Origin of the sequence: Brevundimonas sp. VNH65 (genome assembly GCF_049445955.1) — a bacterium.
Lineage (GTDB): Bacteria > Pseudomonadota > Alphaproteobacteria > Caulobacterales > Caulobacteraceae > Brevundimonas.
In genome coordinates, this window is the sequence record NZ_JBMSDX010000007.1 from 80,088 (window position 1) to 99,101 (window position 19,014).

Sequence of the window (19,014 nt, forward strand, 5' to 3'; positions counted from 1 at the left end):
CGGTCTGGGCTTCGGTTTGCCACGGTTCGCGGCCGGATGCGACCGCCTCCGATCCGGCCTCAGCCCATCGGCTCGAACCGGCCCGGCCCGTTCAGCAGACGCAGGATGCCGTCGGCGATGCCGAAATGCAGGCCGGTCAGCTCCAGCGCGCCCGACGCCTCGCGCTCGGCGATCCAGGGGAAGGTGCGCAGGTTCTCGATCGACAGTCGCACCACCGTCTCCTCGGCCAGGCGTTCGGCCGGCTCCTGCGGGAAGGTCTCGCAGACCAGCCGGACCACGGGGGCGGCCTGGGCCACCCAAGGGGCGACGAAGTCACGGCAGCTGTCGGGGGCGCCGTTCAGCATGGCGTTGACCCCGCCGCAGTAGGCATGGCCCATCACCACGATGCGCGAGACGTTCAGGACCTTGACCCCGAACTCCAGGGCGGCGGACACGCCGTGAAGCTGGCCGTCGGGCTGGTAGGGCGGCACCAGATTGGCGACGTTGCGCACGACGAACAGCTGGCCCGGGGCCGCATCGAAGATGAGGGCCGGATCAGCGCGGCTGTCGGAACAGGCCACGACCAGGGTGTGCGGCTTCTGACCACCGGCCAGGGATTCATACTCGGCTCGCGCCTCGGGCCAGTGGTCGGTGCGGAACCGGCGGTAGCCGTCCAGCAGGGCGTCGGATGCGGTGTCGGTCATGGGGGGCGGTATAGGCGATCGGCGCCGATTGTGGGAGAGGCCTAGCGGCCCTTGCGCGCCTTGCCGTCGATGAGGACCGCCTGCTGCCAGGCGCTGGGAGCCTTGTCGGTCCGGTGGATGCAGCCGACCCAGCAGCAGGGCCGCTTCTTGCCCTCACGCAGTTCCTCGGCCGTGCGCGCGATGCGGCGCTGGCGCGTGGCGGCCTGTTTGGCGTCCTCCACCCAGCAGATGAACTCGTTGCGGCCGAGCGGCGTCAGGCCCTGCCAGAGGGCGAGCACCTCCGGGTCCGACTGCACGGCGGCCTGGAGATCGGCCCCGGCCTGATGGACGGTCCCCTGTGCGAAGTCGGTCATGCGCGATCCTCTCGATGCCCCATCCTAACCGCGCGCCGCCGGATGGAAGAAGCCGTAGATCCGCTCGGCCAGGGCCTGGCTGACGCCCTCGACCTGGATCAGGTCGGCGACCGAGGCGCGACCGACCGCCTTGGCCGAACCGAAGGCGTGCAGCAGGGCCTTCTTGCGGCCGGGACCGACGCCCTCGATCTCGTCCAGCGGGTTCTTCTTGATGTCCATGGAACGACGCTTCGCGTGGGCGCCGTTGGCGAACCGGTGAGCCTCGTCGCGGAGTCGTTGCAGATAGTAGAGCGCCGGTGATTTCAGCGGCAGCATGAACGGCGCCTTGCCGGGCATGAAGAACTTCTCCAGCCCCGCGTCGCGGTCCGGCCCCTTGGCGACGCCGACCACCGCGACGTCATCCACGCCGAGATCGGCCATGACCGCCAGCACCGCCGCCAACTGACCGGCGCCGCCGTCGATCAGAAGCAGGTCGGGGCGTTCGACCTCAGCGCCCTCCTCCTCGTCCTTGATCAGGCGGGTGAAGCGGCGGCGCAGCACCTCGTTCATCATGCCGTAGTCGTCGCCGGGCGTCAGTTCGTCGCCCTTGATGTTGAACTTGCGATACTGCGACTTCCGGAAGCCCTCGGGCCCGGCCACGATCATGCCGCCGACGGCGTTCGAGCCCTGGATATGGGCGTTGTCGTAGACCTCGATCCGTTCCGGGCGGGCGTCCAGACCGAAGGCCTCGACCACCTCGTCGAGGATCTTGCCCTGGGCCGAGCTTTCGGCCAGGCGCCGCCCCAGGGCCTCGCGGGCGTTGGTCAGGGCGTGATCGACCAGGCCCTTTCGGTCGCCGCGCAGGGGCCGCTCGATCGAGACCACACGGCGGCCGTCGGCCTGTTTGGCCATCATCGAGAAGGCCTCCTTGAGTAGTTCCTTCTCGTGCGGAACGACATTGGACAGCACCTGCCGGGGCACCGGCTTGTCCTCATAGAACTGACCGAGGAAGGCCCCCAGAATTTCGGCGTCCGTGTCGCTTCGGTCGACGCGGGGAAAATAGGCTCGCCCGCCCCAGTTCTGGCCGGCGCGATAGAAGAAGACCTGAACGCAGGCCTGGCCGCCGTCGACCGCCAGGGCGAAGACGTCGGCTTCGGCCACGCCCTCGGCGCTGACGCTGTTTTCCATGGCGATGGCCGACAGGGCGCGGATGCGATCACGGACCCGGGCGGCCTGTTCGAAATCCATGTCGTCGGACGCCGCCTGCATCTCGGCCGAGAGGCGCCCGATCACCGCCCGCGACTTGCCGCGCAGGAACTGCTCCGCCTCTCCGACCAGTTCGCCGTAGTCCTCCAGCGAGATCAGACCGGTGCAGGGCGCCGAGCACCGCTTGATCTGATGCAGCATGCAGGGGCGGGTTCGGCTTTCGTAGACGCTGTCGGAGCAGGAGCGCAGCAGGAACGCCTTCTGCAGGGTGTTCAGGGTCCGGTTCACCGCCCAGGTGGAGGCGAAGGGGCCGAAATAGTCGCCCTTGATCGTATGGGCGCCGCGATGCTTGCGGACCTGAGGCGCGCGGTGATCGCGGCGGATCATCAGTTCGGCGAACGACTTGTCGTCCCGCAGGACGACGTTGAAGCGCGGCTTCAGCTTCTTGATGAAGTTGGATTCCAGCAGCAGGGCCTCGGTTTCCGACGCCGTGACCACCAGCTCCATCGAGCGGGTCAGGGACACCATCAGGCCGATGCGCTGGGTGTGAAACCGACCCTGGGCGTATTGCACGATCCGCTTTTTCAGGCTGCGCGCCTTGCCGACATACAGGCAGGCGCCGTCCTCGCCGTACATGCGGTAGACGCCTGGCTTGTCCGGCGCGCGCCGGGCCTCGTCAGCGATCAGGGCCGAAGCCTGCAAGGTTTCGGCCTGCGCCGGGGGCGCGTCGTCAGGAATCGATTCGTCCGTCGATGACATCGTCCTGCAATATAGGGCGTCCGAGACGGGAGACGACGGCGATGATCGCCCTGCCGCTTTTCATGCTTCTGCTGGGCCAGACGCCCGGCGAGCCCCGCACGCCCCAGCTCGAAGCCTGTGTGACGCGCGAGATCGAGCAGGATCGCGACGGTTCGACGTGCATCGGCCTGCTGAGCGGGCCCTGCCAGGACCAGCCGGGAGGGTCTTCCACCTCCGGCATGATCGCCTGTCTGAGCTATGAGCGCATGGACTGGACGTCCCTGCTGAACGAGGCCCTGCGCCGCGCCCAGGCCGATCCGGATCTGGAGCCGGCGGCCAAACGCGCCCTGGCGCGGTCCCAGGCCGACTGGCGACGCGGCATGGAACGGTCGCTGGCCGTCTATGACGGACGCGACGGGACCTTCTGGCCGGTGGCGAGGGAGGGCGTGCAGACCGACTGGATCGCCCGCCGCTATCTGTGGGTGCGCAGCCTGACCGGGCCGCTGTGAGGCGTCAGCCGCGTCGCGCCAGGACGACGCCGGCGAAGACCAGGGCAACCCCGGCGATCTTGGACAGACTCAGCGGCTGACGCGGCACGCCGAACGCCCCGGTCGCATCCAGCATCAGGCTGACGATCAACTGTCCGGCCACCATCAAAGTGATGGTCAGGGCGGCGCCGTAGCGCGGCACCGACCAGGCGGCGGCGATGACGAAGACGCAGCCGTACAGGCCGCCGATCCAGGCCCAGGCCGGCAGTCCGCGCATGGCCGCCGTGTCCGGACGCACCTGCATCGCCGCGGCGGCCAGACCCAGAGCCAGGGTGCCGACCGCAAAGGAGATGAAGGCCGCATTCACCGGCGAACCGACCGCCCCCATCAGCTTGGCGTTCGTCGGCGCCTGGAGCGCGGTCGCGCCGCCGGCGAGGACGATCAGGATCAGGGTCAGCCAGGACGGGTTCATGCCGCCCGGTTAGCATGGTCTCCGGCGGTCAGCGAGAGCCCGTCACCAGGCGTCGTCGGCAACCCGGCCGCCGAAGATTTCGGCCACCCTGGCCACGGTGGAGCGATGGGCGTCGTGCGGCAGGGCGTCCGGCGCGAACCAGCCGATTTCCGCGATCTCGCCATGGCTGGTGCGATCGGTCAGTTCGAAGTCGTCGATCGCGAAGACCAGCACATGGTCGCCCCGGAAGAACCGCTCGTTCGAATGGATCGAGATCAGGCGGGGCGCGGCGCGGGCGATGACGCCGGCCTCTTCGCGCGCCTCGCGCACCGCGGCGGCCTGGGTGGTTTCACCGCGATCGACGCCGCCGCCCGGCAGCCACCACCCGGCCAGATAAGTGTGGCGAACCAGAAGCACCCGCCCCTCGTCGTCGGTGACCACGGCGCGCACCCCCAGGGTCATGCCCCGCGTCAGGCGCGAGACGAGGAAGAACAGCGGCCGGGTGAAGGGCTCGATGCGTTGACGCCAGTCCATGCCCCACGATGACAGGCGACGAGCGCGCGGGGAAGCGGAGCCGTTTGACCGCTAATGCAAGCGTCATCTAGCATGCCGGCATGGCCCGTTCCGACTTCCCGTTCGTCTATCGGTTCCGCGTGCGCTACGCCGAGGTCGATCCGCAGCAGGTGGTGTTCAACTCCCGCTATCTGGAATACGCCGACCTGGTCACGACCGAGTTCCTGAGAGATCGCGGCCTGCTGACGGAAGGCGAACTGGCGTTCGACGCCCATGTGGCCCACGCGGCCGTGACCTATGAAAAGCCGATCCGGGCCGATGAGCAGATCGACGGCTGGATGCGGATCGACCGCATCGGAACCTCCAGCATCGCCAAGCGCATCGAACTGCATGGCGCGGACCAGGAGGATCGCCGGGCGGTGATCGAACTGATCTATGTCCACGTCGATCTGGCGACCGGGAAATCGTCGCCGGTGCCGGACAGGGTCCGTGCGGCGCTTCTGCCCTGACGGCGCGCCTGAACCCGGCCGCTTGAACCCGGCCGCTTGAACCCGGCCGCCGGGGCCGGTATCAGCCGAAACCTTGATAGGAGCGTTCCCATGCTGGCTCTCGGCATCATCCTCGGCTTTGTCGTCCTTCTGGGCGCGATCAACTATTTCGAGTTCGGCCGGGTTGACTGACCCGTTCGCGACGGACGCCTTCACCCGCCAGGCTGACTGGGCGCGCGCCCTGCTGTGCGGGGTCGAGGTCGAGGTCCGTTGCGGGCTTCACCCGTGGGAGCGACATCCGCAGCGCCCCAACCGGCTGAGCGTCGACGTCGAGATGTACTCGGCCTGGCCCGTTCCGACCCGGACGGCGGACGGCGCCCCCCTGCCCGGCTATGTCGACTATGATCGGGTGCGCGAGTTCATTCTGGCCTGGCGAGATCGGTCCGACCACGTCGATCTGCTGGAAACCCTGCTGACCGAACTGACCGACTTCGTGTTTCAGGACGAGGCCGTGGAGGCCTGTCGGGTCCGCATTCTGAAGCCCGACATCTTCGCCGAGACGCGCGGCGTCGGGGTCGAACTGTTCCGTCGCAGGCCGTCGTCATGACATCGTCCGTAGTGCTGATCACCGGCGCCGCACGACGCGTCGGGGCCGGATTGGCGCGCGATCTGGCCGCGTCGGGATGCCGGGTCGCGGTGCACTTTCGCAGCGGCGCGGAGGACGCGGCCCGGGTGGTCGCCGATATCCGGGCGGACGGCGGAGCGGCCGAGAGCTTTCGGGCGGACCTGACGCAGGACGCCGATCGGCGTCGCCTGATCGACGAGGTCGTCGGCGCGTTCGGACGCATCGACGTGCTGGTCAACAACGCCTCGACCTTCGCCTACGACACGTTCCAGACCATGACGACGGCGAGCTGGGACGCCCACATCGCCGACAATCTGACCGCGCCGGTGATGCTGGCCCGCGCCTTCGCCGACGCCGTGGAGCCCGAGGCGAGCGGCGTGATCGTCAACATCCTGGACCAGAAGGTGCTGGCGCCGAACCCGGACTTCTTCACCTACACCGCCGGCAAGGTCGCCCTGGCCGGCCTGACCGAGACCCTGGCCCTGGCCCTGGCGCCGCGCATCCGGGTCGTCGGGGTGGCCCCCGGGCTGTTGCTGCCCAGCGGCGAACAGACCCAGGCCGACTTCGAACGGGCATGGGTCGATACGCCCCTGGGGCGCGGTCCGGACATCGCCGACGTGGCCCGGACCGTACGTTTCGTGATTGACACCCCCTCGGTGACCGGCCGGATCATCGCCGTGGATGGTGGTGAAAGCCTGGTCCGGCGCGCCCGCGACGTCGCCTTCGACGGGGTCTGAGCCCGGTTCCGGGCCGTCCCGGATCGCCTTTACTTCGCCCACGTGCTGGTGTTCATGCTGCGCGCCCGCGCCGCCCCTGTCGTCGGCCGGCCCAGGACATTTCGAGATTGCCCGACGTTCGCTTCACCCGCCGCTTTTCGATGGCGCATCGGCTTCTGGTCGATGCGGCGTCCAAATGCGTGGTGCCCCACGGCCACAACGAGTTCGTGCACGTCACCCTGCGCAGCGATCAGGCGCCGGATTTCGGACAATCCAACTATGTCGCCTCGTTCGAGGCGATGAAGACCCGCTGGCACAGGTTCATCGACCAGGCCGTCGATCACGCCTTTCAGCTCAACGGCGCCGACCCGCTGCTGGCCTGGTTCCTGGAAAACGAACCTGAGCGGGCGTCGCGCCTGATGGTGTTCGAGGGCGATCCGACCAGCGAGGCTCTGGCCATCGCCCTGCGTCGCAAGCTGGACGCCGTTCTGATCGCCGAAGCCTCGCCGTTCCGTTGCGTCGGCCTGACCCTCGAGGAGACGCCGACCAACGCCGTGATCGTGGGCGAGATCCTGTCCCCGGCCGAGCGCGCCTGGATGGCCGGAAGCTGGATGGACCGGGCCGATCTGTCGATCAACGATCTGGCGCCGCCTGCATCCGAGAAGAGCCGTCCATGATCGACGCCGCCGCCGCGACCGTGGCGATCAATCCTCCGACCCTGGAGGCGGTGACCGTCTTCGTGCGCGGGCTGGAAATCCAGGCCGGCATCGGCATCCATGATCACGAGCATGGACGGCTTCAGCCTCTGGTCCTCGACGTGACCCTGGAGCTTCGCCCTGGGCCGGTCGAACGCCTGTCGGACACGGTGGATTACGAATCGGTCGCTCGCGCCGCGCGGGACATCGCCGCGAGCGGCCATGTCGGTCTGGTCGAAAGCTTCGCCCAGCGTCTCGCCACGGCCTGTCTCGACGACGCCCGCGTGCGACGGGTGACGGTGCGAATCGACAAGCCGACGGCGCTGGACGGGGCGCGCGCCGCCGGTTGCGAGATCGTTCTGGGCCGCTGAGCCGCGTCTTCGACGCCGAGTCCGGTTGCGCTGACCGGCCCACGCCGCCATTGTCCGGCCGTTCACCATGGGCGGGTTCGCCGCCGGAGAGTACTGATGGCCGAACCCGGCGATCCGCTGAAGCCCGCGCCCGAAGAGATCGAGGACGACCTGTTCGGCGACGCCCTGCCCGAGCCCGCCGCTGCGCCTGAAGGCAAGGATGAGGCCGACGACGTTGCGCTGTCCGTGCAGGCCTCGCCGACGCGCGATGAGCCGCCCCGGACCTCAGGCGAGCCGGACCACGATGACCTGATCGGCTTCACCTCTGCGGCCTCGCTGGGCGGCGTGGCCTGCCCGCCCGACTGGGGCCGCAAGGCCGAACCCGATCTGTTCGAGCCCGCCGCGCGGCCGGTCAACCGTCTGGCGGCCCTGCGAGCCGAGACCTTCAAGACGGCCGCCGCCACGACCGCCATCGACCCGACCGATCACCTTCCGGCCGCGCCATCGATCGGCGAGGGTCTGGCGGACCGCCCGACCGCCGAGCCGGCGGAGGGGGCGATGGGCCTGTTCGCCGTCTACGCCCTGCTTCTGGGCGCCGTGCCCACGTTGGGCGCTTCCGCCCTGGTGGCCCTGATCGCCGTGACCGTCCGGCCACGCCCGTCGCAGCCCCTGGCGCGCAGCCATTTCGACTTCCAGAAGCGCACCGTCTGGATCGCCGCCATCGCCGCCGTTCTGGGCGTCGTGCTGATCGCGGTGAACATCGGCGTGCCTGTGTTGTTCATACTGGCGGTGTGGATGCTGGCGCGCAGCGCCTGGGGCCTGACGACCCTGGCGCGCGGCGCATCGATCAAGAAGCCGCGCCAATGGCTGATCGCCGACTGGGCGACGTGACGAAGAGGACCTGACGTATGACCGACGCCCCGCCGCCCGCCGATCCGGCCCGTTTCGGGGCCGCCCATCCGTCCGAAGGCAAGCCTGCGGCTCTGATCGCCTGGGGCCTCTATATCCTGTCGATCCCGAGCGCCAACATCCTGGTGCTGGTCGGATTGATCGTCGCCTATGCCGGGCGGGGGTCCGCCAACGGACTGGCGCGGGTGCATATCGACGAGCAGATCCGGCTGTTCTGGTCGGTGGTCTGGTGGACCGTGGGCCTGTGGATCCTGGCCATCGTCAGCTTCGTGACCGTGATCCTGATCCCGGTCGGCCTGATCTGCCTGCTGGGCCTGTTCATCCTGCACCTGTGGTTCACCATCAAGTCGATCCTCGGCCTGCTGAACCTGATGTCGGACCGCAACCCGTGAGCGGCTTTCGCGACGAGTCCGAGGGACGGCGGTTTGTCGAGGAATTCGTCGCCGATGACGGGACCGGGCATGAGGTCTGGGCCGACTACGCCGCCCAGGGAAAGCTGCGCGCCCTGCTGCATGTCGAGGCCGCGACGGCGCTGCGGGGCTCCGGGGCGGCGGGGACCTTCATGGCGCATCTGGCCGATCACGCCCGGTCAGAGGGCCTGAAGCTGACGCCGGTGTGCGGCTACGCCGTCGCCTGGTTCCGCCGCCACCCGGACCAGGCCGACGTCCTGGCCTGACGCCTTTGACCGAATCTACTGGCCCTTCTGGGCTTCGGCCAGGGCCCGACGCTGCTCGGCCGCCTCATAGGCCAGGCGCGCCTTCTCGCGACGGACCTCTTCCTCCAGCCGATAGACTTCGGCGTTGCGCTGACGCGACGCCTCCTCGCGGGTGACGCCGGGCGCCCGTTTGGTGATTTCGGGGATGTAGATCGGGGTCACGCAGCGGCCTTCTTCGGCGAAGTACCATTGGCCGTTCCTGGCGCATTTGCGTTCCGGGTCGATCCGGAAATGCTGGTACGTCAGCATCCCGGCCGTCGCCACCGCGAACAGGCTCAGAAACATGATGCTGAGACGGCGCATGGTCAGAAGACGGTGCATCGGGCTCTCCGGGCGCCCGGCGCGGCCGGGCAGGTTCACGTTACGTTACGTTGACAGGCGGCGCCGCCCGTTCCATTGCCTGCCCCACGAATTCGACCAAGGTATGGAAACAGCGCAATGAAGGTACTCGTCCCCGTCAAACGGGTGATCGACTACAACGTCAAGGCCCGCGTGAAGGCGGATCAGACCGGCGTCGATCTGGCCAATGTGAAAATGAGCATGAACCCCTTCGACGAAATCGCCGTCGAAGAGGCCGTCCGCCTGAAGGAAGGCAAGGAACATCATGCCGCCGGCACGGCGTCCGAGATCGTGGTGGTCTCCATCGGCGTGACCCAGGCGCAGGAAACGATCCGCACCGCCCTGGCCATGGGCGCCGATCGCGGCGTCCTGATCCAGTCGGACACGGATCTGGAGCCCCTGGCGGTCGCCAAGCTCCTCAAGGCCGTGGTGGACGAGGAAAAACCTGATCTGGTCCTGATGGGCAAACAGTCGATCGACGGCGACAACAATGCGGTGGGCCAGATGCTGGCCGCCCTGCTGGACTGGCCCCAGGCGACCTTCGCCGGCAAGCTGGAGATCGCCGACGGCAAGGCCACGGTGACCCGCGAGGTGGACGGCGGTCTGCAGACCCTGGCGGCCCAGCTGCCTGCGGTGGTGACGGTCGATCTGCGGCTGAACACGCCGCGCTACGCCTCCCTGCCCAACATCATGAAGGCCAAGAAGAAGGAAATCGCCGTCAAGGCGGTGGCCGACTACGGCGTCGACACGGCGGCCCGCCTCAAGGTGCTCAAGGTCACCGAGCCGCCCAAGCGGTCGGCCGGTATCAAGGTGGCCGACGCCGCCGAACTGGTCGCCAAGCTCAAGTCCGAAGGGGTTCTGTAATGGCCGTTCTCGTCATCGCCGATCACGACGGCGCCGCCCTGCGCGACACCACCCACAAGACCGTGACGGCCGCGCTCGGCCTGTCGTCGGACGTCGATGTTCTGGTCGTGGGCCAGAACGCCAAGCCCGCAGCTGACGCCGCGGCCAAAATCTCCGGCGTCCGCAAGATTCTGCTGGCCGAGAGCGCCGGCCTGGCCGCCGGCCTGGCCGAGGCCGTGGAGGCCACCGTGGTCCCGCTGGCCGCCAGCTACGACGCCGTCCTGGCGCCGGCCAACACCGACGGCAAGAATTTCGCGCCGCGCATCGCCGCCAAGCTGGACGTGACCCCGATCTCGGACATCGTCGAGGTCGTGTCGGCGGACACCTTCATCCGCCCGATCTACGCCGGCAATGCGCTGGAGACCGTCCAGACCTCGGACGCCAAGAAGGTCATCACCGTGCGCCCGACGGCCTTCAAGGCCGCCGAAGAGGGCGGCTCCGCCTCGGTCGAAACCGTGGCGGGCGGCGAGGCCCCGAAAACCAGCTTCGTCAGCGCCGAGATGGTCAAGTCGGACCGTCCCGAACTGGGCGCCGCCAAGATCGTGGTCTCGGGCGGTCGCGCCCTGGGCTCGGCCGAAGAGTTCTCGGCCGTGATCGAACCGCTGGCCGACAAGCTGGGCGCCGCCGTCGGCGCCAGCCGCGCCGCTGTGGACGCCGGCTATGCTCCGAACGACTATCAGGTCGGCCAGACCGGCAAGGTCGTGGCGCCGTCCCTCTATGTGGCCGTCGGGATCTCGGGCGCGATCCAGCACCTGGCCGGGATGAAGGACTCCAAGGTCATCGTGGCCATCAACAAGGACCCAGACGCCCCGATCTTCCAGGTCGCGGACTACGGCATCGTCGGCGACTACAAGACCGTCGTGCCGGATCTCATGTCGGCGCTCGGCTGAGCCGGTCCGTCAGTATACGCAGATCAAGGGGTCCGGTGCGCCGGGCCCCTTTTTCATGCGCCGGATCGACGTTCAGATGCGGGCGCCATACTCCCGACGCCACGCGACCAGACGGGCGACCCCCTCAATGACCGGGGTAGCCGGCCGATAGCCGATCAGGGCCTCCAGCAGGTTTGCAGAGGCCCAGGTCGCCGGGACGTCTCCCTCCTGCATCGGCAGGAAGACCTTCTTCGCCGTTCGCCCCAGGGCCGTCTCCAGCGCCTCGATGAAGTCCATCAGGCCGGTGGGCGACCCGCCGCCGATATTGACCATCCGGTAGGGCGCCGCGGGCGACAGGCTGTCGCCCGGGATCGGCGTCATCGCCGTCCGCTCGGCCGGGGCGGGCGGCGGGCAGTCGGCCAGCCTCACCACCGCCTCGACCAGATCATCGACATAGGTGAAGTCACGCGACATCCGCCCCTGGCCGTAGACCTCGATCGGCCTGTCCGCGAGCATCGCCTCGAGGAATTTCAGCGGCGCCATGTCCGGCCGCCCCCAGGGCCCATAGACGGTGAAGAACCGGAACGCCGTCGTCGGCACGCCGAACAGATGCGCATAGCTGTGCGCCATCAGTTCGTTGGCGCCCTTGGTCGCGGCATAGAGGGTCAGGGGATGGACCGCGCGATCGGTCTCCCGAAACGGCATCTCGGTGTTGGCGCCGTAGGCGGAACTGGTCGAGGCCAGCATCAGGTGACGAGGCGGCGCGCGTCGCGCGGCCTCCAGCACATTGGCGGTCCCGACCAGGTTGGAGGCCACATAGGTCTCCGGATGATCGATACTGTAGCGAACGCCCGCCTGGGCGGCGAGATGCACCACGACGTCGGGCCTGGCCTCATCCCAGGCCGCCGACAGGGCGGCGGCGTCCTCCAGCTGAGCGCGATGCAGGGTGAAGCCGGGCCAGGTTTCCAGCACCGTATTGCGCGCCGCCTTCAGGGCGGGATCGTAATAGGGGGTGAAGCTGTCATAGCCGACCACCGCATGCCCCGCCTCGAGCAGACGGCGCGCCAGGTGAAAGCCGATGAATCCGGCCGAACCCGTGATCAGATATCGCATGCCGCCCCCTGCCTGATCCTGCCGCGAACAGGCGAACCTTCACCGCTTGTGGCCCGCCTTGATCCGGGACCGGAAACGACGCGAGTTTGGCGAATGGCCCTGTCCACAGGTGTAGGTCTCGGAGAGCGTCGGCGCGTGCGCCGTCACGGCGTTTCAGTCGAGCCAGCGATGTGTTGGTAGCGTGTCGCAGTCGATGCGCCAAGCCTCGCCCTCTGTCGGGGGGACGCGATCGGGGCCAGGCGCCGCGACATCGACGCCCCCCCCCAATCGCCGAGAAGGCCGGTCGAGGGACGAGGCGAACCTAAGGTTCGAGCTCTATGTCCCAGTACAGGTAGTCGAGCCAGCTTTGGTGGAGGTAGTGGGGCGGGAAGCGTCGGCCGGCTTCCTGGAGGCGCCAGGCGCTGGGGCGTTCCGGGCGCTGTCGCACCGGCATCTGCGCCTGGGCGGGCGTGCGTCCGCCCTTGCGGAGGTTGCAGGGCGAGCAGGCGGCGACGATGTTCTCCCAGGTGGTGCGTCCGCCCTGGGACCGGGGCAACACATGGTCAAAGGTCAGTTCGGCGGTTTCGCCGCAATACTGGCAGGCGAAGCCGTCGCGCAGGAAGACGTTGAACCGGGTGAAGGCGGGGCTGCGGTCCTGATCGACATAGGACTTCAACGCGATGACGCTGGGCAGCACCATCTCGATGGACGGGCTGCGGACGACCTTGTCGTAGGTCGAAACGACGTCGACCCGCTCCTGATAGACCGCCTTGACCGCCTCCTCCCACGGCCAGAGAGAGAGCGGATAATAGGACAGCGGCCGGAAATCGGCGTTGAGCACCAGGGCGGGAAAGCCGGACGGCGGACGGGTCAGGACCTGCATCAGGCCCTCTCCATCGGCGACGGGAGGCGGGAGGCGACAGGACTGAAGACGCATCTCCTTCCTTGGCTCTTGCGCGAAGCCTACGCCTGATTCGACGGCGTCGCCACGGCGGAAAACACAAGGTTTGGTGACGCAAGGGCCTAGACCGAAATCGGCTGAGTTGGACGCCGTCCAACACAGCTCAGATTTCGGTCCAGCCATCCCTGGAGCCTGATTCACGGCATCGGCGGAATCGCGGAGCGATTCCACCTCAACCGATCAGGCTCTAGGCGGGCCGGCGTTCCGGAAAGCCGGGCAGGCTCCAGCCCCAGGCCAGGGCTCCGGCTCTCAGGCCGAAGCCCAGCAACGCCGCGACGATGGCGGCCGGCCAGATCGGCAGGTCTAAGGCGCGCAGCAGCACATAGGTCGTCGCGGCCAGAAGGGCGGCGGAAATGGTGATCTCTCGACGGAGCAGGATCGACGGCTGGCCGGCGACGATGTCGCGGATGATCCCGCCGAAACACGCTGTCAGCGCCCCCATCACGATGCAGATCAGCGGCGACGCCCCGATCGCCTCCGCCTTGGCCGCGCCCATGACGCCATAGGCGCCCAGACCCAGGGCGTCGAGCCACAGCAGGGCGCGGAAGCGCCAGTCCCGCTGGCCCAGCATCCAGATCGCCAGCACCGCCGCGAGGCAGACCGCGATATATCGCCAGTCCGACACCCAGAAGACCGGCAGCCCCAGCAGCACGTCGCGAAGGGTGCCGCCGCCCACGCCCGTCATGGCGCCGAAGAAGGCGAAGGTGACCAGATCCTGCTTCTGGCGCGCGGCGGCCAACGCCCCGGTCGCGGCGAACACCGCCACCCCGGCGAAATCCAGCGCGCCCAGGACCGTGACCGGGTCCGCCAGCGCCCGCGCCGTTTCCGGATCGACCAACTGGGTCATCTCGGCCTCCCGCCGCTCAGGTCATGCGTCGAGGCGAATCTCGCCGCGCTTCACGCCTCCATACCATCCCCACAGCAGATGCGCCGCGACTCCGCGATGGGGTCGCCAGGCCTCCGCACGGGCGGCGGCGCGCTTTTCATCGGGTCGCTCCATCCGCCGATCCGCCCAGCGGATCGCCTCCTGCAAGGCGATGTCGCCGGCGGGAAACAGGTCGGCGCGTCCTTCGCAGAACATGAGAAAGGTCTGGGCCGTCCAGCGTCCGACGCCGGTGATGGCGGTCAGGGCCGCCAGGGCCTCGGTGTCCGAGAGACCGCGCAGATCGTCGAGATCGATCCGGCCGTCGGCCTGGGCCTGGGCGATCTCGCGCACATAGCGAACCTTCGGGCCGGACAGACCGAAGGCGCGCAGGGCCTCCGGCGACAGGGCCAGAACGCGAGCCGGCGAGACCTCGCCGCCGAGCCCGTCGACCGTGCGGGCCCAGATGGCAGCGGCGGAGGCGACCGATACCTGCTGTTCGATGATCATGCGGCACAGGCCTTCGTAGCCCCCTTTCCGGGCCCTCCATTCAAACACCGGGGTGGCGGCATGGACAGCGGCCAGTGCCGGGTCGCGCGCGACGAGGACGCACCGGGCCTCGGCGATCTGATCAGAATCGGGATGCGGCATTCAGTCGGACGCGGAAATGATTTACGCCTTGGGGATGGCGACCCTGAACCAGTTGCTCGCACCGATCGAGCCCGAACGCTTCTTTGCGGACTATCACGACCGAAAGCCGCTGCACGTGCCCGCTGGTCAAGACGACGGCAAGCGCGAGATCCTGCGTTGGGACGCCTTCAACGACCTGCTGAACCAGACTTCCGTCTGGACGGCCCAGAGCCTGAAGCTGGTTCTGAACACCCAGGCCGTGCCGCCGGAATCCTATTGCCGGATCGAGGCCACCCAGTCGGGCACGGTCCTGCGTCCCGATCCCGCCAAGGTCGCCTTGCACCTGGCGGCGGGCGCCAGCGCCGTCGCCGGCGACGTTCAGTCCCTGACGCCTGCGCTGGCGGATACGGCGCAGGCTCTGGGCCGTACCTTTGCAGCGGCCGTCGGCGCCAACATCTACTGCAGCTTTCAGGGCGTGCGCGCATTCGGCACCCACTACGACCTGCACCACGTCTTCGCCGTGCAAACGGAGGGCGAAAAGCTGTGGCGCCTGTATTCCAACCGCGCAGACCGCCCGGTCGACTTTCCGCCCGACACGCCGGAGACCCGCCGCTGGCTGGAGCAATCGCGCGGGCCTGTGTCGGCCGAAGTGCTGATGAAGCCGGGCGACGTCCTGTATCTGCCGCGCGGGTGGTACCACGACGCCCTGGCCCAGGACGGCGCGTCCCTGCATGTGACGTTTTCGGTGACGCCGCTCTACGGACGGGTGATCTTCAATCTGCTGGAACAGGCGGCGATGCAGGACCCGCAGTTCCGCGACTATCTGGCGCCGGCGCATGACGACGACGGCCGCACGCTGCAACGACAGTTGGCGGCTCTCGGCGGCAAGCTGGCGCAGCTGGCGGCGTCGCCGGCGTTCCGCGACGAAGTGGCGATGACCCAGAACCGGCTCAACCCGGGCCGTCCGAGGCATGCCCTGCCGAACCGCACCGGTCTGACCGCATGGCGGCGCACCGGGCTGGCGGGCCCGCAGGAGGCCGGGCCGGTCGCCCATGCGATGGCCTGGGCCTACGCCCAGCCGGATTTTGCGATTGAAGAGTTGGTCGCCCAGTTCGATTTCGTGGCGGAACAGGACATCCGCGCCGCCGTCGAGCGCGCTGCGGCCGCCGGCGCTCTGGCGCGTCTTTAAGGCCCGGGACAAAAGGAGCCGGGGTAAAAAGAAACGGGCGCGGTCCGAAGACCGCGCCCGTTTCCGATCCTGGGTCTTTCGGACCCGTGATCAGAGAAGCTTGAGGTTGACCGCCGCGGTCTTGCCGCGCTGGTTTTCCAGGTCGTATTCGACCTTGGCGTTCTCATCGAGGCCGGCGAGGCCCGCCTTCTGAACGGCGGTGATGTGAACGAACACATCCGAGCCGCCGTCGTCGGGCTGGACGAAGCCATAGCCCTTGGTGGGGTTGAACCACTTGACCGTACCGGTCGCCATATCTGCGTCTCCGTAAACGCGCTTTTCCAGGCAGGCGTCCCTCGGGATCGCCCGTCAGCCCATCTGGACACAGCTCGTTCGGACGAAGGAGCGAGACATGGGTTTGGACCCCACGCGAAATCCGGACTGCGAAAGCTTTGTCACCCGTGTTTTCAAAGCGGTCAACCGGATTCGATTCGCCTCGCGGGCGAAGGATTGCGGACACAGAGGCTGAACGTCGCCGCATCCAGATGCAGATGGTCCGCATGCGCCGCGTTGTAGTCCGGCGTGAGGACGGTCGAGAACAGCCGGCAGCCTCCGTCGCGCAACCTTCGCAACAGGGCCGCGCCCTGGGCTCCCGCAGGTCCGGTCCCCTCCCAGTCGGCGGCCACAGAGACGCGGCGGCCGTCCGACAAGGTGACCCCGGCCACGTCCAGAGCATTGGCGCGGGCATGCTCGCTGGGCCGGTCCGCCGAGTTCTGCGAGCCATAGATCCGTCGGCAGGCGTAGGTTCCCATACTGTCGACCCGGGCCGGCGTCGCGCCGAAGAGACGTTCGGCTTCCGGGCGCAAGACCTGGCGATCCCAGATCACATAGCGGACCATCAGCGGACACTGCATCTCGAGACCGGACGGCGACAGCGGCGTCACATCGCCGCCGACCAGCCGAACCACGCCCCGGGCGGCGCAGAAGCCGCCGTCGTCCTTGTCAGGCCGTCGTTCGACCGAGACGCCCGCCGCCGCCAGGGCGTCGATGCAGCCCTGAACCACGGCCTCCGCCGCCTCGGGCGCGTCATCGGGCCGCACCTCGAAGTCGGAGATCTGGCTGGCCGTCGCCTTGCCGACCGGCCGGTTCAGATCCAGCGGCTTCCAGAACAGGTCCTGCGGCGGGGCGAAGGCGTTCAGCAGGGCGAACAGGGCGCACAGCCCCAGGCAAAGCTCCCAGAGCAGGTTCCAGAAATCCGCGACGTCCTTCCTCATGCCGGACTAACGCATGAAGGGCGGACAACCCGCAATCATGCGTCCGCCGCGTCCAGCAACAGCCGTTGCGCCAGAGGGACCGTCGCCGACCGACCGGCCATGCCGCCGTTCGACAGCACGATCGACGCGCGGCCCCGGTCCGGCTGGGCGATCACGACCGCGTGCCAAAGGGTGTTCGAGCCTTCATGGGCGATCGCGCCGTTTGGCCCCAGGCTCCAGCCCAGCGCATAGGCGTCGCCATCCAGCGGCGTGATCAGTCGCGACAAGCTGTCGGCCGACAGCCATCCGGCCGGGCCGCCGCCCAGCATCGCCTGGACGAACCGCCCATAGTCCGCCAGCGCCATGTGCGCCGTCCCCGCCGGGGCCATCAGAGGCGCATTGTCCGCATAGGGCAGTTCGGGATCGATGGGCGTGGCCGCCTGGCCCTGGACATGGTGGCCCCAGGCGTTCGGGCCGCCCGACACATTGGTGCGTGGCGCGCCGAAACCCGCGCTGCCGATCCCGAGCGGGGAGAAGAGTTCCGCAGCCACCACCTCCTCGCAGGGACGCCCGGCGATCCGCTCGATCACGGCGCCGGCCAGGACATAGTTGACGTTGCCGTAGGCGAAGGTCCCGACCGGTCCGGCGGGCGGACGCGTCAGGGCCTGGGCCAGGGCCGCGCGCTGCTCGACGACCGGACGCGTATCCGCCCGCGCCACCAGCGGCAGAGGGAAGTCGGTCCGGTCGCTCAGTCCGGCCTTGTGCCGCAGCAGGTCCTCGACCGTCAGGGCGGCGAAGGCCTCATGCACGGGCGTCTGCGGGAAGGCCTCGGCCAGGGGCATGCCCCAACGGGCCTGTCCCTGCTCCACGAGCCGCGCCCAGACCGCCGCCGTCATGGCCTTGGTGTTGGAGCCGAGGTGCCACCGATCGTCCAGGGTGACGGCGTCCGTCTGCCCACGCCGACGCACGCCGCGCACATCCGCCCAGGCCTGCCCCCCGGACGTGACGACGGCGGCCGCGACGGCAGGCGGCGCCTGGTCATGCGTCATCGCCTGATCGAGAGCCTCGCTGCGCGGATCCGGAGCAGGCCCCGGCGTGCGGGCATGGGCCGCCGCGGGCGCCGTGAGCGTCGCAAGGGTCGCCGCGATCAGCCGGCGGCGGGAGAGGTCTGACATCGGCGTCTCTATGGTCCATCCTGACTGCGCGCCGGCGACACTGCCACATCCCGGCGCCGTCCGCACTTGCCGCCGACACCCTCCCGTGCTGCGATGGCCGTATGGGCAAGAAAGACGACGACTACGATCGCGACCTGGAAAAGCTCCAGATCGAACTGGTCGAGACCCAGGCCTGGGCGATCGAACAGGGGCTGAAGGTCCTGATCGTTTTGGAAGGTCGCGACACGGCCGGCAAGGACGGGGCGATCAAGCGGATCACCGAGTTCATGTCGCCGCGCCAGACCCGCGTGGTGGCCCTGCCCAAACCGACCGAGCGCGAGACGACCCAGTGGTATTTCCAACGCTATGTCCCGCACCTGCCCGCCGCCGGGGAGACGGTCATCTTCAACCGCTCCTGGTACAATCGGGCCGGGGTCGAGCCGGTCATGGGATTCTGCACGCCCGAGCAGCACGAACAGTTTCTGAAGGACGCGCCCCGGTTCGAGAAATCGCTGACGGAGTCCGGCCTCATCCTCATCAAGTTCTGGCTCGACATCTCGAAGGAGGAACAGGCCAAACGTCTGGAGGAACGTCGGTCTGATCCCCTGAAGCGGTTCAAGGTCTCGAGCCTGGACGCCGAGGCCCAGGCGCGCTGGGACGCCTATTCGGCGGCCCGCGACCGGATGCTGGCGGACACCCACACCGACCGTGCGCCGTGGACCGTCGTGGCCACCGATGACAAGAAGACCGCGCGGCTGAACATCATACGCCACATCCTGGCGGTGCTGAATCGACCCGGCGGCGCGTTCGAAGGGCCGGACAAGGACGTGCTGCTGCCCGCCTCGAAAGCCAAGGGTCGGCTCGCAAAATAGAA

26 protein-coding genes are annotated in these 19,014 nt (G+C 68.4%); 13 read left to right on the forward strand and 13 right to left on the reverse strand.

Annotated elements, in window-relative coordinates; translation table 11 throughout:
* Nucleotides 1-59: 59 nt before the first annotated feature.
* The 3 genes from ACO2Q1_RS12005 to uvrC are packed head-to-tail and all read right to left on the reverse strand — an operon-like array spanning nt 60 to nt 2,980.
* Complete coding sequence (locus ACO2Q1_RS12005; RefSeq protein WP_423329702.1) at nt 60-683, reverse strand: carbonic anhydrase; 624 nt, start codon at nt 681-683, stop codon at nt 60-62.
* 41 nt (nt 684-724) lie between these two features.
* Nucleotides 725-1,036, reverse strand: a complete 312-nt coding sequence (locus tag ACO2Q1_RS12010; RefSeq protein WP_423329703.1) for a YdeI/OmpD-associated family protein — start codon at nt 1,034-1,036, stop codon at nt 725-727.
* Nucleotides 1,037-1,060: 24 nt separating this feature from the next.
* The gene (gene uvrC / locus ACO2Q1_RS12015) at nt 1,061-2,980 is read right to left on the reverse strand and encodes an excinuclease ABC subunit UvrC (protein ID WP_423329704.1); all 1,920 of its coding nucleotides are present in this window, start codon (nt 2,978-2,980) and stop codon (nt 1,061-1,063) included.
* A 41-nt stretch (nt 2,981-3,021) separates the two neighbouring features.
* Here uvrC and ACO2Q1_RS12020 point away from each other — a divergent pair, with 41 nt between their 5' ends.
* A complete protein-coding gene (locus tag ACO2Q1_RS12020; protein ID WP_423329705.1) occupies nt 3,022-3,468 on the forward strand; it encodes a lysozyme inhibitor LprI family protein in 447 nt (148 codons plus the stop codon).
* 4 nt (nt 3,469-3,472) lie between these two features.
* Here the strand turns inward: ACO2Q1_RS12020 and ACO2Q1_RS12025 are convergent, their stop codons facing one another.
* The gene (locus ACO2Q1_RS12025) at nt 3,473-3,919 is read right to left on the reverse strand and encodes a DMT family transporter (protein WP_423329706.1); all 447 of its coding nucleotides are present in this window, start codon (nt 3,917-3,919) and stop codon (nt 3,473-3,475) included.
* Between the two features lie 42 nt (nt 3,920-3,961).
* The gene (locus ACO2Q1_RS12030) at nt 3,962-4,432 is read right to left on the reverse strand and encodes an NUDIX domain-containing protein (RefSeq protein ID WP_423329707.1); all 471 of its coding nucleotides are present in this window, start codon (nt 4,430-4,432) and stop codon (nt 3,962-3,964) included.
* 80 nt (nt 4,433-4,512) lie between these two features.
* Here ACO2Q1_RS12030 and ACO2Q1_RS12035 point away from each other — a divergent pair, with 80 nt between their 5' ends.
* The 8 genes from ACO2Q1_RS12035 (at nt 4,513) to ACO2Q1_RS12070 (ending at nt 8,870) form a co-directional block, all read left to right on the forward strand.
* On the forward strand, nt 4,513-4,920 hold the full coding sequence (locus ACO2Q1_RS12035) for an acyl-CoA thioesterase (RefSeq protein WP_423329708.1): 408 nt from the start codon (nt 4,513-4,515) through the stop codon (nt 4,918-4,920).
* Nucleotides 4,921-5,083: 163 nt separating this feature from the next.
* Entirely contained in the window at nt 5,084-5,506 is a 423-nt protein-coding gene (locus tag ACO2Q1_RS12040) for a dihydroneopterin aldolase (RefSeq protein ID WP_423329709.1), read from the forward strand.
* A complete protein-coding gene (locus ACO2Q1_RS12045) occupies nt 5,503-6,261 on the forward strand; it encodes an SDR family oxidoreductase (protein WP_423329710.1) in 759 nt (252 codons plus the stop codon). Before ACO2Q1_RS12040 ends, ACO2Q1_RS12045 begins: the two co-directional genes overlap by 4 nt.
* Nucleotides 6,262-6,368: 107 nt before the next feature.
* The gene (locus ACO2Q1_RS12050) at nt 6,369-6,917 is read left to right on the forward strand and encodes a 6-pyruvoyl trahydropterin synthase family protein (protein WP_423329711.1); all 549 of its coding nucleotides are present in this window, start codon (nt 6,369-6,371) and stop codon (nt 6,915-6,917) included.
* Complete coding sequence (gene folB, locus ACO2Q1_RS12055) at nt 6,914-7,306, forward strand: dihydroneopterin aldolase (RefSeq protein ID WP_423329712.1); 393 nt, start codon at nt 6,914-6,916, stop codon at nt 7,304-7,306. The genes ACO2Q1_RS12050 and folB overlap by 4 nt, the downstream gene beginning before the upstream one ends.
* 96 nt (nt 7,307-7,402) lie before the next feature.
* Complete coding sequence (locus ACO2Q1_RS12060) at nt 7,403-8,176, forward strand: DUF4870 family protein (protein ID WP_423329713.1); 774 nt, start codon at nt 7,403-7,405, stop codon at nt 8,174-8,176.
* A 17-nt stretch (nt 8,177-8,193) separates the two neighbouring features.
* Nucleotides 8,194-8,586, forward strand: a complete 393-nt coding sequence (locus ACO2Q1_RS12065) for a hypothetical protein (protein WP_423329714.1) — start codon at nt 8,194-8,196, stop codon at nt 8,584-8,586.
* Nucleotides 8,583-8,870 carry a GNAT family N-acetyltransferase gene (locus ACO2Q1_RS12070; protein ID WP_423329715.1) on the forward strand — a complete coding sequence of 96 codons (288 nt, stop codon included), beginning with the start codon at nt 8,583-8,585 and terminating at the stop codon, nt 8,868-8,870. The genes ACO2Q1_RS12065 and ACO2Q1_RS12070 overlap by 4 nt, the downstream gene beginning before the upstream one ends.
* Nucleotides 8,871-8,885: 15 nt before the next feature.
* Here the strand turns inward: ACO2Q1_RS12070 and ACO2Q1_RS12075 are convergent, their stop codons facing one another.
* Nucleotides 8,886-9,230: a hypothetical protein gene (locus ACO2Q1_RS12075; protein ID WP_423329716.1), complete on the reverse strand. Its 345-nt coding sequence runs from the start codon at nt 9,228-9,230 to the stop codon at nt 8,886-8,888.
* A 117-nt stretch (nt 9,231-9,347) separates the two neighbouring features.
* On the opposite strand from ACO2Q1_RS12075, the gene ACO2Q1_RS12080 reads away from it, so the two are divergent.
* Both ACO2Q1_RS12080 and ACO2Q1_RS12085 read left to right on the forward strand, forming a co-directional pair.
* Nucleotides 9,348-10,112 carry an electron transfer flavoprotein subunit beta/FixA family protein gene (locus ACO2Q1_RS12080; protein WP_423329717.1) on the forward strand — a complete coding sequence of 255 codons (765 nt, stop codon included), beginning with the start codon at nt 9,348-9,350 and terminating at the stop codon, nt 10,110-10,112.
* A complete protein-coding gene (locus tag ACO2Q1_RS12085; RefSeq protein WP_423329718.1) occupies nt 10,112-11,041 on the forward strand; it encodes an electron transfer flavoprotein subunit alpha/FixB family protein in 930 nt (309 codons plus the stop codon). Before ACO2Q1_RS12080 ends, ACO2Q1_RS12085 begins: the two co-directional genes overlap by 1 nt.
* A 72-nt stretch (nt 11,042-11,113) precedes the next feature.
* On the opposite strand, the gene ACO2Q1_RS12090 is transcribed toward ACO2Q1_RS12085, so the two are convergent.
* The 4 genes from ACO2Q1_RS12090 to ACO2Q1_RS12105 all read right to left on the reverse strand — a co-directional run bounded on the left by ACO2Q1_RS12090 (nt 11,114) and on the right by ACO2Q1_RS12105 (nt 14,445).
* Entirely contained in the window at nt 11,114-12,133 is a 1,020-nt protein-coding gene (locus tag ACO2Q1_RS12090; RefSeq protein ID WP_423329719.1) for an NAD-dependent epimerase/dehydratase family protein, read from the reverse strand.
* 301 nt (nt 12,134-12,434) lie between these two features.
* Entirely contained in the window at nt 12,435-12,995 is a 561-nt protein-coding gene (locus ACO2Q1_RS12095; RefSeq protein WP_423329720.1) for an HNH endonuclease, read from the reverse strand.
* 265 nt (nt 12,996-13,260) lie between these two features.
* Nucleotides 13,261-13,920 (reverse strand): trimeric intracellular cation channel family protein, encoded by a 660-nt coding sequence (locus ACO2Q1_RS12100; protein ID WP_423329721.1) that lies wholly within the window; start codon nt 13,918-13,920, stop codon nt 13,261-13,263.
* 21 nt (nt 13,921-13,941) lie between these two features.
* On the reverse strand, nt 13,942-14,445 hold the full coding sequence (locus ACO2Q1_RS12105) for a DNA-3-methyladenine glycosylase family protein (protein ID WP_423329722.1): 504 nt from the start codon (nt 14,443-14,445) through the stop codon (nt 13,942-13,944).
* A gap of 157 nt (nt 14,446-14,602) precedes the next feature.
* Here ACO2Q1_RS12105 and ACO2Q1_RS12110 point away from each other — a divergent pair, with 157 nt between their 5' ends.
* Nucleotides 14,603-15,754 carry a JmjC domain-containing protein gene (locus ACO2Q1_RS12110; protein WP_423329723.1) on the forward strand — a complete coding sequence of 384 codons (1,152 nt, stop codon included), beginning with the start codon at nt 14,603-14,605 and terminating at the stop codon, nt 15,752-15,754.
* 90 nt (nt 15,755-15,844) lie between these two features.
* Here ACO2Q1_RS12110 and ACO2Q1_RS12115 read toward each other — a convergent pair whose 3' ends face one another.
* The 3 genes from ACO2Q1_RS12115 to ACO2Q1_RS12125 all read right to left on the reverse strand — a co-directional run bounded on the left by ACO2Q1_RS12115 (nt 15,845) and on the right by ACO2Q1_RS12125 (nt 18,161).
* Nucleotides 15,845-16,048, reverse strand: a complete 204-nt coding sequence (locus ACO2Q1_RS12115) for a cold-shock protein (RefSeq protein ID WP_423329724.1) — start codon at nt 16,046-16,048, stop codon at nt 15,845-15,847.
* A gap of 161 nt (nt 16,049-16,209) precedes the next feature.
* Entirely contained in the window at nt 16,210-17,007 is a 798-nt protein-coding gene (locus ACO2Q1_RS12120; protein WP_423329725.1) for an extensin family protein, read from the reverse strand.
* A 35-nt stretch (nt 17,008-17,042) separates the two neighbouring features.
* Complete coding sequence (locus tag ACO2Q1_RS12125; protein WP_423329726.1) at nt 17,043-18,161, reverse strand: serine hydrolase domain-containing protein; 1,119 nt, start codon at nt 18,159-18,161, stop codon at nt 17,043-17,045.
* Between the two features lie 101 nt (nt 18,162-18,262).
* On the opposite strand from ACO2Q1_RS12125, the gene ppk2 reads away from it, so the two are divergent.
* Nucleotides 18,263-19,012, forward strand: coding sequence for a polyphosphate kinase 2 (gene ppk2 / locus ACO2Q1_RS12130; RefSeq protein ID WP_423329727.1), 750 nt, complete (start codon nt 18,263-18,265; stop codon nt 19,010-19,012).
* Nucleotides 19,013-19,014: the final 2 nt, after the last annotated feature.

Coding starts and splice junctions, on each gene's coding strand:
- ACO2Q1_RS12125 (WP_423329726.1), bottom strand. CDS start 18,161: ATGTCAGACCTCTCCCGCCGCCGGCTGATCGCGGCGACCCTTGCGACG.
- ACO2Q1_RS12105 (WP_423329722.1), bottom strand. CDS start 14,445: ATGATCATCGAACAGCAGGTATCGGTCGCCTCCGCCGCTGCCATCTGG.
- uvrC (WP_423329704.1), bottom strand. CDS start 2,980: ATGTCATCGACGGACGAATCGATTCCTGACGACGCGCCCCCGGCGCAG.
- ACO2Q1_RS12115 (WP_423329724.1), bottom strand. CDS start 16,048: ATGGCGACCGGTACGGTCAAGTGGTTCAACCCCACCAAGGGCTATGGC.
- ACO2Q1_RS12045 (WP_423329710.1), top strand. CDS start 5,503: ATGACATCGTCCGTAGTGCTGATCACCGGCGCCGCACGACGCGTCGGG.
- ACO2Q1_RS12120 (WP_423329725.1), bottom strand. CDS start 17,007: ATGAGGAAGGACGTCGCGGATTTCTGGAACCTGCTCTGGGAGCTTTGC.
- ACO2Q1_RS12065 (WP_423329714.1), top strand. CDS start 8,194: ATGACCGACGCCCCGCCGCCCGCCGATCCGGCCCGTTTCGGGGCCGCC.
- ACO2Q1_RS12085 (WP_423329718.1), top strand. CDS start 10,112: ATGGCCGTTCTCGTCATCGCCGATCACGACGGCGCCGCCCTGCGCGAC.
- ACO2Q1_RS12075 (WP_423329716.1), bottom strand. CDS start 9,230: ATGCACCGTCTTCTGACCATGCGCCGTCTCAGCATCATGTTTCTGAGC.
- ACO2Q1_RS12110 (WP_423329723.1), top strand. CDS start 14,603: ATGATTTACGCCTTGGGGATGGCGACCCTGAACCAGTTGCTCGCACCG.
- ACO2Q1_RS12080 (WP_423329717.1), top strand. CDS start 9,348: ATGAAGGTACTCGTCCCCGTCAAACGGGTGATCGACTACAACGTCAAG.
- ACO2Q1_RS12025 (WP_423329706.1), bottom strand. CDS start 3,919: ATGAACCCGTCCTGGCTGACCCTGATCCTGATCGTCCTCGCCGGCGGC.
- ACO2Q1_RS12010 (WP_423329703.1), bottom strand. CDS start 1,036: ATGACCGACTTCGCACAGGGGACCGTCCATCAGGCCGGGGCCGATCTC.
- ACO2Q1_RS12090 (WP_423329719.1), bottom strand. CDS start 12,133: ATGCGATATCTGATCACGGGTTCGGCCGGATTCATCGGCTTTCACCTG.
- ACO2Q1_RS12020 (WP_423329705.1), top strand. CDS start 3,022: ATGATCGCCCTGCCGCTTTTCATGCTTCTGCTGGGCCAGACGCCCGGC.
- ACO2Q1_RS12095 (WP_423329720.1), bottom strand. CDS start 12,995: ATGCAGGTCCTGACCCGTCCGCCGTCCGGCTTTCCCGCCCTGGTGCTC.
- folB (WP_423329712.1), top strand. CDS start 6,914: ATGATCGACGCCGCCGCCGCGACCGTGGCGATCAATCCTCCGACCCTG.
- ACO2Q1_RS12060 (WP_423329713.1), top strand. CDS start 7,403: ATGGCCGAACCCGGCGATCCGCTGAAGCCCGCGCCCGAAGAGATCGAG.
- ACO2Q1_RS12100 (WP_423329721.1), bottom strand. CDS start 13,920: ATGACCCAGTTGGTCGATCCGGAAACGGCGCGGGCGCTGGCGGACCCG.
- ACO2Q1_RS12030 (WP_423329707.1), bottom strand. CDS start 4,432: ATGGACTGGCGTCAACGCATCGAGCCCTTCACCCGGCCGCTGTTCTTC.
- ppk2 (WP_423329727.1), top strand. CDS start 18,263: ATGGGCAAGAAAGACGACGACTACGATCGCGACCTGGAAAAGCTCCAG.
- ACO2Q1_RS12035 (WP_423329708.1), top strand. CDS start 4,513: ATGGCCCGTTCCGACTTCCCGTTCGTCTATCGGTTCCGCGTGCGCTAC.
- ACO2Q1_RS12005 (WP_423329702.1), bottom strand. CDS start 683: ATGACCGACACCGCATCCGACGCCCTGCTGGACGGCTACCGCCGGTTC.